This window comes from Streptomyces botrytidirepellens (genome assembly GCF_003721215.1).
Lineage (GTDB): Bacteria > Actinomycetota > Actinomycetes > Streptomycetales > Streptomycetaceae > Streptomyces > Streptomyces himastatinicus.
The window spans coordinates 18,158-34,624 of the sequence record NZ_RIBZ01000179.1; the positions used below are offsets into that span (position 1 = coordinate 18,158).

General features: G+C 71.8%; 18 protein-coding genes. 9 read left to right on the forward strand and 9 right to left on the reverse strand.

What is annotated here, in order from left to right; translation table 11 throughout:
• Window positions 1-138: 138 nt before the first annotated feature.
• Entirely contained in the window at window positions 139-780 is a 642-nt protein-coding gene (locus EEJ42_RS13750; RefSeq protein ID WP_246096714.1) for an SDR family oxidoreductase, read from the forward strand.
• 16 nt (window positions 781-796) lie between these two features.
• Here EEJ42_RS13750 and EEJ42_RS13755 read toward each other — a convergent pair whose 3' ends face one another.
• Window positions 797-1,111, reverse strand: coding sequence for an SCO4225 family membrane protein (locus EEJ42_RS13755; protein WP_148081937.1), 315 nt, complete (start codon window positions 1,109-1,111; stop codon window positions 797-799).
• Window positions 1,112-1,374: 263 nt separating this feature from the next.
• Entirely contained in the window at window positions 1,375-2,157 is a 783-nt protein-coding gene (locus EEJ42_RS13760; protein WP_123100231.1) for a SigE family RNA polymerase sigma factor, read from the reverse strand.
• 197 nt (window positions 2,158-2,354) lie between these two features.
• Here EEJ42_RS13760 and afsQ1 point away from each other — a divergent pair, with 197 nt between their 5' ends.
• The 5 genes from afsQ1 (at window position 2,355) to EEJ42_RS13785 (ending at window position 6,336) form a co-directional block, all read left to right on the forward strand.
• Window positions 2,355-3,032 (forward strand): two-component system response regulator AfsQ1, encoded by a 678-nt coding sequence (gene afsQ1 / locus EEJ42_RS13765; RefSeq protein WP_009717259.1) that lies wholly within the window; start codon window positions 2,355-2,357, stop codon window positions 3,030-3,032.
• A 136-nt stretch (window positions 3,033-3,168) separates the two neighbouring features.
• Window positions 3,169-4,692 (forward strand): sensor histidine kinase, encoded by a 1,524-nt coding sequence (locus EEJ42_RS13770; RefSeq protein ID WP_184503079.1) that lies wholly within the window; start codon window positions 3,169-3,171, stop codon window positions 4,690-4,692.
• The gene (locus tag EEJ42_RS13775) at window positions 4,689-5,306 is read left to right on the forward strand and encodes a hypothetical protein (protein WP_123100232.1); all 618 of its coding nucleotides are present in this window, start codon (window positions 4,689-4,691) and stop codon (window positions 5,304-5,306) included. Before EEJ42_RS13770 ends, EEJ42_RS13775 begins: the two co-directional genes overlap by 4 nt.
• A gap of 182 nt (window positions 5,307-5,488) precedes the next feature.
• Complete coding sequence (locus EEJ42_RS13780; protein WP_123100233.1) at window positions 5,489-6,064, forward strand: VanZ family protein; 576 nt, start codon at window positions 5,489-5,491, stop codon at window positions 6,062-6,064.
• Between the two features lie 68 nt (window positions 6,065-6,132).
• Complete coding sequence (locus EEJ42_RS13785; protein ID WP_123100234.1) at window positions 6,133-6,336, forward strand: PspC domain-containing protein; 204 nt, start codon at window positions 6,133-6,135, stop codon at window positions 6,334-6,336.
• 79 nt (window positions 6,337-6,415) lie between these two features.
• On the opposite strand, the gene EEJ42_RS13790 is transcribed toward EEJ42_RS13785, so the two are convergent.
• Window positions 6,416-6,733 (reverse strand): ATP-binding protein, encoded by a 318-nt coding sequence (locus tag EEJ42_RS13790; protein ID WP_123100235.1) that lies wholly within the window; start codon window positions 6,731-6,733, stop codon window positions 6,416-6,418.
• Window positions 6,734-6,871: 138 nt separating this feature from the next.
• A complete protein-coding gene (locus EEJ42_RS13795) occupies window positions 6,872-8,038 on the reverse strand; it encodes an adenosine deaminase (protein WP_123100236.1) in 1,167 nt (388 codons plus the stop codon).
• A gap of 103 nt (window positions 8,039-8,141) precedes the next feature.
• On the opposite strand from EEJ42_RS13795, the gene EEJ42_RS13800 reads away from it, so the two are divergent.
• The 3 genes from EEJ42_RS13800 to EEJ42_RS13810 all read left to right on the forward strand — a co-directional run bounded on the left by EEJ42_RS13800 (window position 8,142) and on the right by EEJ42_RS13810 (window position 10,718).
• The gene (locus EEJ42_RS13800) at window positions 8,142-8,906 is read left to right on the forward strand and encodes an alpha/beta hydrolase (protein ID WP_123100237.1); all 765 of its coding nucleotides are present in this window, start codon (window positions 8,142-8,144) and stop codon (window positions 8,904-8,906) included.
• Between the two features lie 226 nt (window positions 8,907-9,132).
• The gene (locus tag EEJ42_RS13805; RefSeq protein ID WP_246096655.1) at window positions 9,133-10,467 is read left to right on the forward strand and encodes a S8 family peptidase; all 1,335 of its coding nucleotides are present in this window, start codon (window positions 9,133-9,135) and stop codon (window positions 10,465-10,467) included.
• An 8-nt stretch (window positions 10,468-10,475) separates the two neighbouring features.
• Window positions 10,476-10,718: a hypothetical protein gene (locus tag EEJ42_RS13810; protein WP_123100238.1), complete on the forward strand. Its 243-nt coding sequence runs from the start codon at window positions 10,476-10,478 to the stop codon at window positions 10,716-10,718.
• A 31-nt stretch (window positions 10,719-10,749) separates the two neighbouring features.
• Here the strand turns inward: EEJ42_RS13810 and EEJ42_RS13815 are convergent, their stop codons facing one another.
• From EEJ42_RS13815 to EEJ42_RS13835, 5 genes are all read right to left on the reverse strand, one after another.
• Entirely contained in the window at window positions 10,750-11,109 is a 360-nt protein-coding gene (locus tag EEJ42_RS13815; RefSeq protein WP_221179368.1) for a MerR family transcriptional regulator, read from the reverse strand.
• A 26-nt stretch (window positions 11,110-11,135) separates the two neighbouring features.
• Complete coding sequence (locus tag EEJ42_RS13820; RefSeq protein ID WP_123100240.1) at window positions 11,136-11,897, reverse strand: SDR family NAD(P)-dependent oxidoreductase; 762 nt, start codon at window positions 11,895-11,897, stop codon at window positions 11,136-11,138.
• Between the two features lie 64 nt (window positions 11,898-11,961).
• The gene (locus EEJ42_RS13825; RefSeq protein WP_123100241.1) at window positions 11,962-13,590 is read right to left on the reverse strand and encodes an MDR family MFS transporter; all 1,629 of its coding nucleotides are present in this window, start codon (window positions 13,588-13,590) and stop codon (window positions 11,962-11,964) included.
• 57 nt (window positions 13,591-13,647) lie between these two features.
• Window positions 13,648-14,865 (reverse strand): glycosyltransferase, encoded by a 1,218-nt coding sequence (locus EEJ42_RS13830; RefSeq protein WP_123100242.1) that lies wholly within the window; start codon window positions 14,863-14,865, stop codon window positions 13,648-13,650.
• Window positions 14,866-14,982: 117 nt separating this feature from the next.
• Complete coding sequence (locus EEJ42_RS13835) at window positions 14,983-16,284, reverse strand: UDP-glucose dehydrogenase family protein (RefSeq protein WP_123100243.1); 1,302 nt, start codon at window positions 16,282-16,284, stop codon at window positions 14,983-14,985.
• Window positions 16,285-16,467 lie beyond the last annotated feature (183 nt).

Sequence of the window (16,467 nt, forward strand, 5' to 3'; positions counted from 1 at the left end):
CCGGAAAGACTCGACGCGCATCAGCTCACCATGCGACATGACGACGTAAGGAGATGACGCGGAGTGTCATCGACTGACGCGGACCGGCACGCGCCGACCGCCCTCATCGTCGGGGCGTCGCGCGGTCTCGGGCACGCGATGGCGGCCGAATTCCTCGACAGAGGGTGGAACGTCATCGGCACGGTCCGAAACCCGGCAACACGAACGCCCTTGCACGATCTCGCCGACCGCGCCGACGGGCGCGTATCGGTCGAGCATCTCGATATCAACGAACCCGCCCAGCTGGCACCCCTGCACGAACGTCTCGCCCAGCGAGAACTCGACGTGCTTTTCGTCAACGCGGGGACCGCCGGCCATGAGCAGACGCCGATCGGTGCGGTTCCGACCGCCGATTTCGTGGAGGTGATGGTCACCAACGCGCTCAGCCCCATGCGCGTCATCGAAACCCTGGAAGACCTCGTGCCCCCGACCGGGCTCATCGGGGCGATGTCCTCCGGGCAGGGGAGCATCACGAACAATGCGACCGGATTGCGCGAGGTCTACCGGGGCAGCAAAGCGGCCTTGAACATGTTGATGCGCAGCTTCTCGGCACGGCAGTCCGGGACTCGGCGCGCATTCGTCCTCATGGCGCCCGGCTGGATCCGCACCGCCCTAGGCGGGCCGGATGCGCCGTTCACCATCGAGGAGGCCGTCCCGCAGGTGGTGGACGTCCTGCTGTCGAGGCGGGGAATGCCCGGGCTCGCATATCTGGATCGCTTCGGCCGGACCGTGCCGTGGTGAACGCCGCGGGAGCCCCCTAGGCGCTGCGCGCCGTACGCGCCAGGAGGGTGATCGCGGTGGCGTTGAGCACGGCGGCCACGGTGACCAGGCCGAAGTAGGAGCCCTCGGTGCCCTCCGGGAGGAGGACGAAGAGCAGGCTGGCCGGTGCCGTGAACAGGGCGGGCACGACCGCCGCGAACGAGGCGTCGTCGTACGGGAAGAAGCTGGCGTCCGCCCACGCCCAGGCCAGGAGGGCGAAGACCACGGCGAGGTAGCCGCGGGAGAGCCAGTCGCCCGCGACCACATCGAGGACGCGTCGTAGAACGTCGCTTGTCTTCCTGCGGATCAGCATGCGGATCAGCCTGCCGAAACGGGCGATACGGGGGCATGAGTATCCGTACTCAAACCGCTCCGTACGACCGCGCATGCGAACGGGCCCGGACAGACCCCCCGGCCGTCCGGACCCGCTCTCCCCCGTGGGGATCCCCCGATCCCGTTTCCCCGTTATCCCCCGATTTTTTCCCTGTTTCCCCCGTTTCCCCCTTTTCCCTCTGTTCCCCGTTTCCCCATTCACCCGGCGCTCCCCCGAGCACCGGCCCCCGTTTTCCCCTGCCCTCAGGCGACGAGTTCGCCGAAGGACTCTTCCTCGTCACGGCCGAAGCTGAGGGTGTCGTCCTCGCGCATCCGGCGCAGTGAACGCCAGATGCTGCTCTTGACCGTTCCGACACTTATGTTGAGTATGTCCGCGATCTCCGGATCCGTCCGGCCCTCGTAGTACCGCAGCACCAGCATCGTGCGCTGGAGTTCGGGGAGCCGGGCCAGGGCCTGCCAGAGCACGGCGCGCAGTTCGGTGCCGCGCATCGCGTCCTGGTCGCCGACCGTCTCCGGCAGCTCCTCCGTCGGGTACTCGTTGAGCTTGCGCCGACGCCAGGCGCTGATGTGCAGGTTGGTCATGGTGCGGCGCAGATAGCCGCCGACCGCGGCCTTGTCGCTGATCCGGTCCCAGGCCCGGTAGGTCGAGAACAGCGCGCTCTGGAGCAGGTCCTCGGCCTCGAACCGATCGCCGGTCAGGTGGTAGGCGGTTGCGTACAGGGAGGCGCGGCGCTCCTGGACGTACGCGGTGAATTCCGCTTCCGCCCCGCTCTGCGTGCGCCGCTCCCCCTCTGCCTCCCTGTACGAGCTGCCCCCGTGATCCCCCCCGGGACCCCCGTTCCCCCCGGGGCCCTCCCCGGCCCCCGAGTTCGCGTCAATGGCCACCATGTACGGCGGCCGCTGACGCCCGGTGCCGCGAGCGCACCCCCGCCCGCTCACGGCACCGGACTTCTCCGCGCTCCGGCCGGCGTCGTGGAGACGCGTGCGAATGACTGCGCTGTTGTGGGTGTAGTGCAGTGTGCTCATGTCGCGCCCCCCGTCGGTGGAGCCTGCTCGGTCGTCTGCTGGCTGCCCGGCCGCTCGTTCCGGCCGGTGCACAGAAGACTTTGCCGAACCAGTTTCATGGCGCTGTCTGCCGACTGTCACAGGCTCGTCACAGGCGATCAAGCTGGTGGAGACCCGACGGTCGAACTACAGGCCCCTTGTAGGCCAGAATGACCAACGTGCCTTTCCTGTTGCTGATCGAGGACGACGACGCCATCCGCACGGCCCTCGAACTCTCCCTGTCCCGCCAGGGCCACCGTGTGGCGACCGCGGCGACGGGCGAGGACGGTCTGAAGCTGCTGCGCGAGCAGCGGCCGGATCTGATCGTGCTGGATGTGATGCTGCCCGGGATCGACGGCTTCGAGGTGTGCCGCCGCATCCGCCGCACCGACCAGTTGCCGATCATTCTGCTGACGGCCCGGAACGACGACATCGACGTGGTCGTGGGGCTGGAGTCGGGCGCGGACGACTATGTGGTGAAGCCCGTGCAGGGGCGGGTGCTGGACGCCCGTATCCGCGCGGTGCTGCGCCGCGGCGAACGGGAGGCGAACGACGCGGCGTCCTTCGGCAGCCTGGTGATCGACCGGGCCGCCATGACGGTGACCAAGAACGGCGAGGACCTTCAGCTCACCCCCACCGAGCTGCGGCTTCTGCTGGAGCTGAGCCGGCGGCCGGGGCAGGCGCTGTCGCGGCAGCAGCTGCTGCGGCTGGTGTGGGAGCACGACTATCTGGGTGACTCCCGGCTGGTGGACGCGTGCGTTCAGCGGCTGCGCGCCAAGGTGGAGGACGTGCCGTCGTCGCCGACGCTGATCCGCACGGTGCGTGGGGTCGGGTACCGGTTGGACGCTCCGGCGTGAGGGACGCGGCCGCGTACGCCGGTGCGCACGGGTGGGGCGGAGAGTCGCGGAATTGAGCGGTGTGAACGAGGAGCCCGGCCGGGGGCGGGGCTGGGCCGCGGGGATTCTGCGGTGGCTCAGCCTGAGGCTGCGGCTGATGCTGGTCTTCGGTCTGGTGGCGCTGGCGGCCGCGGCGTCCGCGTCGGCGATCGCGTACTGGCTGAACCGTGACGCGGTGCTGACGCGCACCCAGGACGCGGCGCTGGACGAGTTCCGCAAGGCGCTGAAGGACGACACCGATCCGCTGCCGGTCACGCCGACCTGTCCCGAGCTTCAGGACGCGGCGGACCGCATGGCGGACAACACGCAGAAGTACGAGGTGCTGCTGGTCACCCGGACAACGGGCAGCGGCGGCTGCACGGCGGCCTCGAAGCCGGATCTGTTCACCATGAAGGCCGTGCCGGGGGTGCTGCGGCGCGCGGTGGACGAGCGGCGCGCCGCCGAGGGGTCGCAGGCCGCCCCGTACCACCTCTACTGGCAGCGGATCACGCTGGACGGCACCCCGTACCTGGTGGGCGGGGCGAAGGTGAACGGGGGCGGGCCGACCGGCTACATGCTCAAGTCCCTGGACACCGAGCGCCAGGACCTGAACTCGCTCGCCTGGTCGCTGGGCATCGCCACCGCCCTGGCGCTGGTCGGCTCCGCGCTGCTCGCGCAGGCGGCCGCGGCCACCGTGCTGCGGCCGGTGCAGCGGCTGGGCGAGGCGGCGAACCGGCTGGGCGAGGGGCATCTCGACACCCGGCTCCAGGTCTCCGGCTCGGACGAGCTGGCCAAGCTGTCGCACACCTTCAACCGGGCCGCGGAGCGGCTCCAGAAGCGGGTGGCGGAGCTGAGCGCGCGGGAGGCGTCCAGCCGGCGCTTCGTCGCGGACATGTCGCACGAGCTGCGGACCCCGCTCACCGCGATCACGGCGGTCACCGAGGTGCTGGAGGAGGAGGCCGACGCGCTCGACCCGATGATCGCCCCGGCGGTGCAGCTGGTGGTCAGCGAGACCCGGCGGCTGAACGACCTGGTGGAGAACCTGATGGAGGTGACCCGCTTCGACGCGGGCACCGCCCGGCTGGTGCTCGACGACGTCGATGTCGCGGACCAGGTGACGGCGTGCATCGACGCGCGCGCCTGGCTGGACGCGGTGGAGCTGGACGCGGCGCGCGGGATCATGGCCCGGCTGGACCCGCGGCGGCTGGACGTCATCCTGGCGAACCTGATCGGGAACGCGCTCAAGCACGGGGGCTCCCCCGTGCGGGTGTCGGTACTGCCCGAGGGCGAGGATCTGCTGATCAAGGTGCGGGACCACGGTCCGGGCATCCCGGAGGACGTGCTGCCGCACGTCTTCGACCGCTTCTACAAGGCGAGCGCCTCCCGGCCCCGCTCGGAGGGCAGCGGGCTGGGGCTGTCGATCGCGATGGAGAACGCGCACATCCACGGCGGTGACATCAGCGCCGCGAACTCGCCGGAGGGCGGGGCCGTCTTCACGCTGCGGCTGCCCATGGACGCCTCGCGCCTGGCCTCGATCGAGGACCGGAAGGGCGAGGACCGGAAGGGCAGGGAGCGCAAGGGCGAGCCCGGCAAGGACGACGGTGCCGAGGGCAGCCGTAGGAACGAAGGGGGCGCGCCATGAGCCCGCGAGCGACCCGGCGGCGCGCCGCCCTGCTGCTGACCGTCGTGGCCGCGCTGCTGGCGGCCGGGTGCGGCATACGCGGCACCTCGGTGCCGGTGGACGCCGGGGCCGCGCCCTCGCGCGCGTCGTGCCGGGCGCCGGAGACGGGGCGGGCCGCCGAGGGGGCGGGCCGGGTGTCCGTACGGATCTATCTGCTGTGCACCTCGCGGATCCTGTCGGTGAACCGGAACGCGCAGCTGTCGGAGCGGAAGGCGCCGATCGAGCGGGTGGAGGCGGCCCGGGCGCTGCTGGAGCAGCTGCGGCAGCCGCCCTCGGCGTCCGAGTCCTCGGCCGGGTTCTCCACCGCGGTGGAGGACTGGATCTCGGTCTCCGGTCCGGCGAAGGGCGACCCGGACGGGGCGCTGCGGCTGAACCGGCCGCCGGAGGAGCTGCCGTCGTACGCGCTCGCGCAGATCATCTGCACGTTCGCGGGCTCGGCGGCGGCGGACGAGGAGCACAAGGTGGTGCTCGGCGGCCCGGACAGCGACAGGGACCCGCTGAAGCGGTACGAGTGCACCGAGGAGATGCGGAGCCGTCCGGAGGTCGCGGTGACCTCCGGGGTGCTGGTGACCTGACCGGGCGACCGGTGTGACGAGGCGCTGCGTCCTGACCGGCGGACTGACCGATTCCCTGTGGTTCGCCGCCCGTTCCCGGCCCGTTTCCCGTGACGATCCGGTAACCGACCAGTCGGTAACCCGTTACTGACCAGCGCGGTGCGCGCGGAACCGCGAGCCCGGCCGGTCGCGTCCTGAGATACGTGCAGGGTCGTTTCGGCCGTCGGGCCGCCTTCCGCTACCGCGCCGCGGGTTTCGTTCTCCTCGTCGCTCACCTTGCGTTCGTCTGCTGGCTGACCCTGCGCCCGCTGACCGTGCCGTGGGTGACGGCCGAGACCCTGGAACCGCTGGGCGCCATCCGCGCCGATCTGGCGCTCACCCCCTGGGCCGCGGCCCGTTCGATCGGCGGGGGGCTGCTGCTGCTCGCGCCGCTGGGGGTGCTGCTGCCGCTGGCCGGGGGCCGGGTGGACGCGTACCCGTTCGCCTCGTTCGTGCGGACGACCTTCACCGGGGCGATGACGGCCATGGCGATCGCCCTGCTGCGCAGCGAGGTGACCGGCCAGATCGTGAGCGTGGACGCGCTGCTGCTGAACACCCTCGGGGTCGCGCTCGCGCACCTGCTGGTGGTGCCCGCCGTACGGACCCTGGTCCGCCGCCGGGCCGACCGGGTCGGGGGCGCCGCCCTCCCGCGGGAGGAGAGCGGCCGGACGGTGACCCCGACGATGACCAGGGTCGGCCTCGCCCCCTGGAGCGACGCCTCGTCCGGCTCGCGGACCTAGCGTGGAGGTATCAGCTCGGGCAACACGACCCGGGACGGTACGAACCCCTACGCCGAGGAGCCGCCATCATGGCCGCCGCACTGGTACGCCCCCGCAACGACAAGATGATCGCCGGCGTCTGCGCCGGGCTGGCCCGCCGGTTCGGAACGACCTCGACCACGATGCGGGTGATCTTCCTGGTCTCCTGTCTGCTGCCGGGCCCGCAGTTCCTGCTCTATATCGCGCTGTGGATCCTCCTACCGGCGGAGGACTCCTACCGCGAGGCCTGGTGACGGCAGCCCGCCACCGACGACGCGGCCGGGCCGCACACCCGAGGCGGGTGTGCGGCCCGGCCGGGTGCCGGACGGAGGATCAGCCCAGTCGCATGAGGTTGTTGGTCGGCAGGTTCTTGAGCCCACCGAGCCCGCCGAGGTTGCCCAGCAGGCCCTGCGGCTCGGGCTGGCTGGGCCGACCGGCGGCGGGGCCGCTGCCGGGCTTGCCGGGGACCGCGTTGCCGGGGAGCGACGCTTGCGGGGCGGAGGCGCCGGCGCCCGGGCCGCCGGGGACGGCGGAGGTGCCATGGCCGTGGGGGCCGGGGGTGCCGGCCGCGGACGCGACGCCGCCTCCGGCCACGAGGGCGGCAGCGCCGAGGGCCATCACGCCGAGGGTCTTGAGGGTTCCCTGCTTCATCAGAAATCTGTCCTTGCAGACGGGGGTCTTGACCGATACGGAAACGTAGCCCTGGTTTTCGGACGCCCGCAAACAGGGAAAAGCGGTCACCGGACGGCCACCAAACCCTTTCCCCGGCCTTTTCTTCCGTCCGTACGATCAGCTGCCCTCGACCGCAGAATCCCTGGTCACAGGGGTGGTCGAGCCCACCTGCCGGAACAGCCATTCGGACTTCAATTCAGCATACCCAGGCTTGATCACGTCATTGATCATCGCCAGACGTTCACCGAAAGGAATGAAGGCCGACTTCATCGCATTAACGGTGAACCACTGCATGTCGTCCAGCGTGTACTGAAACGTCGAAACCAGGTGCTGGAATTCGACGCTCATGCTCGTACCGCTCATCAGACGATTATCCGTATTCACGGTGGCCCGGAAGTGCAGGCGGCGCAGCAGCCCGATGGGGTGGTCGGCGTACGAGGTGGCCGCGCCCGTCTGGAGGTTGGAGGTCGGGCACAGCTCCAGCGGGATGCGCTTGTCCCGGACGTAACTGGCGAGGCGGCCCAGCGTGATGGAGCCGTCGTCGGCGATCTCGATGTCGTCGATGATGCGCACCCCGTGGCCCAGCCGGTCGGCGCCGCACCACTGGAGCGCCTGCCAGATGGAGGGCAGCCCGAACGCCTCGCCCGCGTGGATCGTGAAGTGGTTGTTCTCCCGCTTCAGGTATTCGAAGGCGTCCAGGTGGCGGGTGGGCGGGAAGCCCGCCTCGGCGCCCGCGATGTCGAAGCCGACGACGCCGAGGTCGCGGTAGCGGTTGGCGAGTTCGGCGATCTCCAGGGCGCGGGCGGCGTGGCGCATCGCGGTGAGGAGGGCGCCGACGCGGATCCGGTGGCCGTTGTCCCGGGCCCGCCGCTCGCCCTCGCGGAAGCCGTCGTTCACCGCCTCGACGACCTGCTCCAGGGTGAGTCCCTGGGTGAGGTGCTGCTCGGGGGCGTAGCGGATCTCGGCGTAGACGACGCCGTCCTCGGCCAGGTCCTCGACGCATTCGGCGGCGACCCGGACCAGCGCGTCCCGGGTCTGCATGACGGCGCAGGTGTGGGCGAACGTCTCCAGGTACCGCTCCAGCGAGCCGGAGTCGGCCGCCTCGCGGAACCAGAGGCCGAGCTTGTCCGGTTCGCTCTCCGGCAGCGCCTCGTACCCGGTCTCCCGGGCGAGGTCGATGATCGTGCCGGGGCGCAGCCCACCGTCGAGGTGGTCGTGCAGCAGCACCTTGGGGGCACGGCGGATCTGTTCGGGGGTGGGCTGGTGGGTGTGCTCGCTCGTCATCTGCGCACCATAGCCCCTACGCGCGTAGACCGTCGCGGATAGATACGGAACAGTGACCCGCACGGGTAGTGGACTCCACTCTCCGTTCTGCGATCGTTTTGCCATGGCTCAGCAAGCGTTGCCCGAACGGGGCGCCCGGCTGGGGCGGCCGATGGGCGCGGCCGCCTCGCGGAGGACCGTGCACGGTGTGGTGTTGCTGCTTCCGGGCGGCGATCCGGACGGCGGCACCCGGCGGCCCACCCGGATGTCCGTCGCGGCCGTGCTGCCGCTGGCCCGGCGACTGGTCCGGGCGGGCCAGGAGGAGGGGCTGGCCGCCCACGTCGTCCACTACCGGTGCCGCGGCTGGAACGGGCCCGACGCGGCCGCGGCCGCCGACGCCGAATGGGCCACCCAGGAGGTCGTACGGCGCTACGGCGACGTACCGGTGTGCCTCGCGGGCCACGGCATGGGCGCCCGCGCCGCGCTGCGCGCCGCCGGGCATCCCGCCGTCGCCTCGGTGGTGGCCCTGGCGCCCTGGCTCCCGGAGCCGGACACGCTGGAGCCCGAGCCGGTCAAGCACCTGGTGGGGCGGCAGGTGCTGATCGCCCACGGCACGAACGACGAGCGCGTCGACCCCGAGCTGTCGTACCGGTTCGCCGAGCGGGCCAAGAAGGTCAACCGCGATGTGTGCCGCTTCGAGGTGCACACCGACGGGCACGGGCTGAACCAGCACCGCTCCGAGGTCCAGGCGCTGGCCATCGACTTCCTCCTCGGCTCCCTCTTCGCCACCGGCTACTCCCGCCCGGTGGCCGACGCCCTGGCCGCGCCGCCCCCGCTGGGCCTGCGCATGCCGCTGGCCGCGGGCTTCGGCTCCACGCTGCGGCGCTGAGCAACCGCCGGGCCTGAGTTGCGGGGGCCCGTCAGCGGCGTGACGGTGGATGAGGGGGGCGCCCGCGAGGCGAGCGTGACACGACCGTGAGACGACCGCCTCGAAGTGGGCGATGGCACCGCGCCGGTACGCGACGGACCGCCCCGACAGTCTTGGCGCCCGACACTCCGCGCATCGGCGCGCGCCCCCACAGCACGGGGGAAGCGCACAGAAGCGGAGAATCCCCATGACGAACGGACCCATGGGCAGGCCGCCCAATGGCGAACATCCCGAGCGTGCCGATGTGCCGCTCATGCCCCACGCCACCGAGTACACCGGCCGGTACGTGGTGCTGCTCGACCAGCGGGAGACGGAACGCGGACTGGACGCGCTGCGCTCGTCCGCAGGGATCGCGTCCGTCGAACGCGTCCGCGGGATCGAGCCCGCCGGCGCCGCCGAGCTGCTCCAACGCCCCGATGTGTCGGTGCTGTTCGACGAACTCGGTGCCGCCGTCGTCGAAGTGCAGCCCGACCAGCGGCACACACTGGTGACCACGGCGCAGACCGAGCCCTCCATCATTGCCGCCGAGCCGGAACGGATGGTGTACGCCTCGGTGATCACCGAGCCGCAGCGGACGCTGACCGGGTTCTTCCCGACCTACCGCAGCGACGAGGACGAGGTCGACCGGCACACCCGGGCCGAACTCGCCGCCTCGCTGGGCCCGGCCTGGGACGAGCAGACCACCACCTGGGGACAGCAGGCGATCCGGGCCAACCTCTCGCATCTGACCGGTCGCGGGGTGAAGGTCGCCGTCCTGGACACCGGGGTGGCCACCGGCCATCCGGACCTGGCCGGATGTCTCGAGCTGACGGCCTCGTTCGTGCCGGGCGAGGACGTGGAGGACGGCCACGGCCACGGTACGCACTGCATCGGCACCGTCGCCGGTCCCGCCAAACCCGAGCACGCGCCCCGCTACGGCGTGGCGGGCGAGGCGAAGATCCTCGCCGGCAAGGTGCTGGGCGACCGCGGCACCGGCAGCGACGGCCAGATCCTGGCGGGCATGGCCTGGGCCATCGCCCACGGCGCACGGGTGATCTCGATGTCGCTCGGCGCCCAGGTCCAGCCGGGAGAACTCTTCCCGCAGACCTACGAGAATGTGGCCCAGCGCGCGCTCCAGCGCGGGACGGTCATCGTCGCCGCGGCGGGCAACGAGAGCAGACGGCCGGGACTCGTCGTCCCCGTCGGACGGCCCGCCAACTGCCCCTCGATACTGGCGGTCGCAGCCCTCGACAAGGACCTGTCGACGGCGTTCTTCTCGTGCGGCGCCATCAACGACAAGGGCGGCGAGGTCAATATCGCGGCGCCCGGCGTCGGTGTGTTCTCGGCCGCCCCGGGCGGCAAGTACCAGACGCTGCGCGGCACCAGCATGGCGTGCCCGCACGCCGCCGGTGTCCTCGCGCTGATCGCCCAGGCGGCGCCGGAGGCGTCGGGGGCGGGGCTTCGGTCCCGGCTGCTCTCCGGGGCGTACCCGCTGCCGCAGCCCGCCGCGGATGTCGGCGCGGGTCTGTTGCAGGCGCCGTGACGGGCCCCGTGAGCGAGGCATCCGGACCGGTCGGGGTGATCGTCTCGGTCGACCCCGACCGGTTCGCGGAGGTCGTACGGGCCGCCCGCGCGGCCGGTCTCACGGTCACCGGCGAACAGCCCCTGCTCGGCTCGCTGTCCGGCACCATCGCCGAGGACCGGATCCCGGTGCTGGAGGCGGTGGACGGGGTGGAGGCCGTCGACCGGGAGCGCATCGTGCGCATTCCACCGCCGGACTCGCCGTTGCAGTGAGCGGCCTGACCCTCTGTCGTGGGGCAGAGGGTCAGGCCCCGGGGCGGGTCGTGTTCCGCAGCGCGGACTCCAGCCGGTCGCGGGCCTCGGTCTGGGCGGCGATCCGTTCGTTGAGGACCGCCAGCCGTTCCCACGCGACGCGCAGCCCCTTGTCCGACGGCGGTGCGGCCGCCACATCGCCGTCCAGGCAGGGCAGGAACGCCTGGACGTCGTCGAGGGTGAGTCCGGCGGCCAGCAGGTGGCGGATGTTGCGGACCCGCACCACGGCCCGTTCGTCGTAGACGCGGTAGCCATTGACGGCCCGCTCGGAGGAGATCAGCCCGGCCTGTTCGTAGTGCCGCAGCGCACGCGGGGTCGTCCCGGTCGCCTTGGCCAGCTCGCCGATCCTCACCCGCGCCACCTCCGGGGCCACACCTATCACGCCACGACCGCCCCGCCGTCGACCGGGAGCACGACTCCGGTGACGAACGACGCCTCGGGCGAGGCGAGTTGGGTGACGGCCCGGGCCACCTCCCCGGGTTGGCCGATGCGGCCCAGCGGGGTGTGGGCCAGCTGCCATTCCCGCACCGCGGCCCTCCGTTCCGGTGTCAGGCCCTGGTGTTCACCGATCGGGGTCTCGATCGCGCCGGGGGCGACCGCGACCACGCGGATGCCGCGGGGTGCCAGCTCGACCGCCCAGCTGCGGGTCAGCAGCTCCAGCGCGGTCTTGGTCGCCGCGTAGACCGAGCTGCCGGGCCAGGCCCGCTGCCCCACCGAGGTGCTCACATTGACGATCACCCCGCCGGTCGCCTCCAGCAGGGGCAGCGCGGCCTGGGTCAGCAGGATGGGGGCGATCAGGTTGGTGGCGATCTGCGGGTCGATCATCTCCGGTGTGAGAGTGCCGAGGGCTCCGCTGCGCACGATGCCCGCGTTGTTGACCAGCACGTCCAGCCGGCCGTGCGACTCCCGGGCGGTGCGGACGATGCGCTCCGGCTCTCCCACGGCCGTGATGTCCGCGGTCAGCGGGGTGATCCGCGGGTGTCCGGCGGCTGTCTCGTGGAGCGGTTCGGCCCGCCGTCCGACGGCGAGCACCTGGGCGCCCTCGGCGGCGAAGGCCCGGGCGGTGGCACGGCCGATCCCGGTCCCGGCCCCGGTGACGACGACGGTCCTGCCGCTCTGCGGTGCGGTGCTGGTGTCCATGCCGTGATCGTCCAACCCTGCCGCCGGCGGCAAGGTCAAGCGGCGCCCGCTGCGTCTGAAGTGGCTACTCGTCGGACAGCGTCAGGTCCGGCACCCGCCGGGCGGCGATCAGGAAGGCCACCAGGATCACGGCGGCGCCGGTGAGGAACACGATCCGCAGGGAGCTGACGTACCCCTCCAGGAAGGGCTGGGCGACCCGGGGGTCGAGGGTGTGCAGGAAGGCGGAGTCTTCCAGGTTGACCTTGCCGCCGGGGCCGACGGCCGCCTTCAGTGCCTCCGCGTTCGCGGGCTGTTCGGCGAGCTTGCGGTACGCGGGGTGGGCAAGCGCCTCGGTGTAGCGGTCGCCGATCCGCGTTCCCGCGAACGAGAAGAGGATGGAGACGAAGGCGGCGGCGCCCACCGTGCCGCCGTTGGAGCGGAAGAAGTTGACCCCAGCGGTCGCGGCGCCCATGTCCTTCCGGGGCACCTCGCTCTGGGCGAGGGTGGTGAGCGTCTGCATGGCCGCGCCCAGCCCGGCGCCCATGAACACCATGCCGAGGGCGACGTGCCACAGCGGGCTGTCCACGCCCAGCGTCGCGTAGACGACCATGGCGGCCGCGAACGAGCCGATGCCCGTCACCAGGTAGACCTTGAACCGCCCGGTCTTGGCGATCAGTCGGCCGACGACCAGCGTGACCGTCAGGTTCGCCGCGACGGTGGGCAGCGTGGCGAGACCCGCCTCGATCGGGCTCATGCCCTTCACCAGCTGGAGATACAGCGGCAGCGTCGTCATCGCGCCGAACATGCCGATGCCGACGATGAAGTGCAGCGTCGTGCCGAGCCGGAACGACGTGATGCGGAACATCCGCGGCGGCAGCAGGGCCGCGTCCCCCATCCGCCGCTCCACCAGGACGAACCCGGCCAGGCCCAGCACCCCGATCGCGTACATGGCCAGGGACAGCGGCGCGCCCCAGCCCCAGCTGCGGCCCTGCTCGGCCACGGTGAGCAGCGGGACCAGACCGACGGCGAGGGCGGCCGCGCCGCCGTAGTCGAGGCGGTGCCGCACCGGGCGGTGCGGCACCAGGTGCAGCACCCGCAGGATCACGGTGATGGCCAGGATCGCCAGCGGCACGTTGATCAGGAAGATCCAGCGCCAGCCGTCGATCCCCAGCAGGGTTTCGCTGCCCGCCAGCGCCCCGCCGACGAGCGGGCCGACGATGCTGGCGCCGCCGAACACCGCCATGAAGTAGCCCTGGTAGCGGCCGCGTTCCCGGGGCGAGGTGATGTCGGCGACGATCGTCATGGCGAGCGACATCAGCCCGCCGCCGCCCAGGCCCTGCACCGCCCGGAACGCCGCCAGCTCGTACATCGAGGTGGCGATCCCGCACAGCAGCGAGCCGATGGTGAACAGCACGATCGCGGCCAGGTAGACCGGGCGGCGGCCGTGGATGTCGGAGAGCTTGCCGTACAGCGGGGTCGCGATGGTGGCGGTGATCAGGTAGGCCGTGGTCACCCAGGCCTGGGCGGTGAGGCCGTGGAGGTCGTCCGCGATGGTGCGCAGCGCGGACGACACCACGGTCCCGTCGAGCGCCCCCAGGAACATCCCGAGCACCAGGCCCGACATGACGGTGGTGATCTGGCGGTGGGTGAGCCGTACGGGCGGGCCGTCCGCGTCGGGGGCCGCGCCCCGCTCGGTCGTGTCGGAGGTGGTCACGAGGAGGTCCGTCTCTTCCCGGGGGTCGCGTCGTACCGTTCGGCGTGCGGGGCGGGGTTATCCGGCGAGCTTCTCCAGATCGCCGACGGCGGTCTCGATGCCCGGCGTGGCCAGCATCGTCAGCCGTGCCGTACGGGCCCGGGCGGTGATGGCGTCGTCGGCGAGGACGTCCCGGCAGACGGCGGCGACGCCCTCGGGGGTGGTGTCGGTGACGTGGCGGCCCAGTCCCAGCTCCTCCACCCGGCGCGCGTTGGCGTGCTGGTCGCCGAACTGCGGCAGGACGGCCAGCGGGGTGGCGGTGCGCAGCGACTCACGGATGCTGTTGAAGCCGCCGTGGGTGAGGAACACGTCGACGGACTCCAGCAGGATCGGCTGCGGCAGCCGCTCGGTGACGTGGACGTGCGGCGGCAGGCCGTCGGTGTCCAGCGGGACGCCCGAGGTGGTGAGGACGACGGTGCAGTCCTCCAGCCGCGACACGGCGTCCGCGATGGTGCGCAGGGTGGCCGTGGGGTCCGGGAACCCGGGGGGAAGCTCCAGCCCTCCTTCGGCGCCGCCCATCTCCAGCATCTTCGGCAACGCGGTGCCGATGGCTGCGTACACCAGCGGCCGGTCGGTGGGGAGTTCGGCGACCCAGCGCGGCAGGACGGAGGCCCGCTCGACGTCCACGGTCTGCCGGTACGAGAACGTCGGGGGCAGGTTCCGGGCGAAGGTGAACTCCGGCGGTACGCAGTCGACGCGCCCGTGCGGCGCGATGGACAGCGGGTCGTCGTGGGTGGGCAGCCCGACTTCCTCGCGGGTGCCGTTGAGGTACGGCAGCACATCGGCCGGGTCGAGGATGTTGACGGCGCCGGAGGGGGTGGGCAGATGGGGTATGCCCAGCCGCTCGGCGATCAGGCAGGCGCCCATGTCCATGCCGTCGCGCAGGATGAGGTCGGGCTGGAATTCCTTCGCCGTCGGGAAGACGGCCTCCAGGGAGATCTTCGCCCCGGCGCCCGCCATGCCGCGGAACATGAGCCGTCCCATCGCGGAGTGCAGCGCGGCCGTGTCGCCCTGCGGCAGGTTGGCCATCTCGTCGGCCTGCTCCTGCATCCGGGCGCGGGGGTCGAGGTCGGGCATGACGGTGGTCACGCGGACGTCGTCGTCCTGGAAGACCGGTGCCAGTCCGGAGTTGGTGACCACCAGCACCTCGTGTCCGGCCGCGGCGAGCGCGCGGAGCAGGGGTAGCTGGGCGCGCCCGTGGGAGGCGCTGCCGGTTGTGGTGCACAGGACCCGCATGGGGTGAACCCTTTCTGTTCGGTCGGTTCGGTGACGTGGTCGGGCTGCGTCGCGTTCGGAGTCGGGGCGTCGCGTACGGAGGGGCGTCGCGTACGGAGTCGGGGCGTCGCGTGACGCTCAGCCGCGCGGCGCCAGGGCGGGCGTGCGGCCGACGCCGTACCACCGCAGCCCGGCCCGCTCCAGCCGGACCGGGTCGAGGAGGTTGCGGAAGTCGTGGACGGTGGGGGTGGCGAGCCGCCCGGCGATGGCCTCCCAGTCGAGGTCCCGCAGCTGCGGCCACTCGGTGAGGACGACGCACGCGTCCGCACCGGCCGCCGCCTCCAGCGGGTCGTCCACGACGGTGAGCAGATCGCTGAGGTCGGGGCGGCGGGTGCCCTCCAGCGCCGGGTCGTAGGCGAGGAGTTCGGCGCCGCGCTCCTTCAGGAGCCGGGCGATGGCCAGGGCGGGTGAGTCGCGCAGGTCGGAGGTGCCCGCCTTGAAGGTCAGGCCGAGCAGGGCGAGGCGTACGCCGTGCAGCGAGCCGTCAGCGGCCGCGGACTCGGCGACGATGCGCTCGACCAGCCGGTACTGGTGCTCGACGTTGGTCTCGATGGTGGCCCGCAGCAGCGGGAAGTCCACCCCGGCCTCCTGGCAGATCGTCAGTAGGGCGTGGGTGTCCTTGGGCAGGCAGGAGCCGCCCCAGCCGGGGCCGGGCCGCAGGAACGCGGGGCCGATGCGGGGGTCGTGGCCGATGCCGTCGGTGACGTCGCCGATGTCGGCGCCGAAGTGTTCGCAGAGGGTGGCCAGGTTGTTGGCGAAGGACAGCTTCATGGCCAGGAAGAAGTTGGCCGCGTACTTGGCCAGTTCGGCGCTGGCGGCGTCGGTCAGCACGACGGGCGCGTCCAGCGTGCCGTACAGGTCGGCCACGCGCTGCCCGGCCTCCCGGTCCGCGGCGCCGATCACGATGCGGTCCGGGTGCAGGAAGTCGTGCACGGCCCGGCCCTCGCGGAGGAATTCGGGATTGCTCACCACCGTCACGTCCGGGCGGCCGAGCAGGTCCGCGACGCGCTGCGCGGTGCCGACGGGCACGGTGGACTTGTTGACGACCACGCTGCCCTGCGGCAGGACGGTGCGGATCTCCCCGGCCACCGTCTCGACGGCGGCCAGGTCGGCGGCGCCGCCCGCGCCCATGGGCGTGGGCAGGCAGAGGAACACGACGTCGGCGTCGGCCACGGCGGCCGCGGTGTCCTGGGTGAACTCCAGGTGGCCGGTGGCCACGGTGTCCCGGACGAGATCCGGCAGGCCGGGTTCGAGGATGTCGACCTCGGCCCGCCGCAGCCGCTGGACCTTCTGGGAGTCGGCGTCGGCGCACACCACGTGGTGGCCCAGGGACGCCAGGCAGGCGCCGGTGGTCAGTCCGACGTAGCCGGTTCCGATCACGGCGACATGGCGGCCAGATACCTCAGACACAGTTGATCTCCCAACCCCTAAGTCATCGATCGTTGACTTATCGATCATCGTGCAGGTGCGTGCGACGAAAAGTCAACAAGCGCTGACAACGATCGGTGACTTTGAGACAGTCGGCAGAGCCTGGAGGATGGGCGACCGGCGACGGGCCGTATC

Excerpts from the sequence above, each read along its gene's own strand:
- EEJ42_RS13795 (WP_123100236.1), bottom strand. The coding sequence starts at position 8,038 with ATGACGAGCGAGCACACCCACCAGCCCACCCCCGAACAGATCCGCCGT.
- EEJ42_RS13800 (WP_123100237.1), top strand. The coding sequence starts at position 8,142 with ATGGCTCAGCAAGCGTTGCCCGAACGGGGCGCCCGGCTGGGGCGGCCG.
- EEJ42_RS13750 (WP_246096714.1), top strand. The coding sequence starts at position 139 with ATGGCGGCCGAATTCCTCGACAGAGGGTGGAACGTCATCGGCACGGTC.
- EEJ42_RS13760 (WP_123100231.1), bottom strand. The coding sequence starts at position 2,157 with ATGAGCACACTGCACTACACCCACAACAGCGCAGTCATTCGCACGCGT.
- EEJ42_RS13755 (WP_148081937.1), bottom strand. The coding sequence starts at position 1,111 with ATGCTGATCCGCAGGAAGACAAGCGACGTTCTACGACGCGTCCTCGAT.
- EEJ42_RS13770 (WP_184503079.1), top strand. The coding sequence starts at position 3,169 with ATGCTGGTCTTCGGTCTGGTGGCGCTGGCGGCCGCGGCGTCCGCGTCG.
- EEJ42_RS13785 (WP_123100234.1), top strand. The coding sequence starts at position 6,133 with ATGGCCGCCGCACTGGTACGCCCCCGCAACGACAAGATGATCGCCGGC.
- EEJ42_RS13775 (WP_123100232.1), top strand. The coding sequence starts at position 4,689 with ATGAGCCCGCGAGCGACCCGGCGGCGCGCCGCCCTGCTGCTGACCGTC.
- EEJ42_RS13830 (WP_123100242.1), bottom strand. The coding sequence starts at position 14,865 with ATGCGGGTCCTGTGCACCACAACCGGCAGCGCCTCCCACGGGCGCGCC.
- EEJ42_RS13805 (WP_246096655.1), top strand. The coding sequence starts at position 9,133 with ATGACGAACGGACCCATGGGCAGGCCGCCCAATGGCGAACATCCCGAG.
- EEJ42_RS13820 (WP_123100240.1), bottom strand. The coding sequence starts at position 11,897 with ATGGACACCAGCACCGCACCGCAGAGCGGCAGGACCGTCGTCGTCACC.
- EEJ42_RS13790 (WP_123100235.1), bottom strand. The coding sequence starts at position 6,733 with ATGAAGCAGGGAACCCTCAAGACCCTCGGCGTGATGGCCCTCGGCGCT.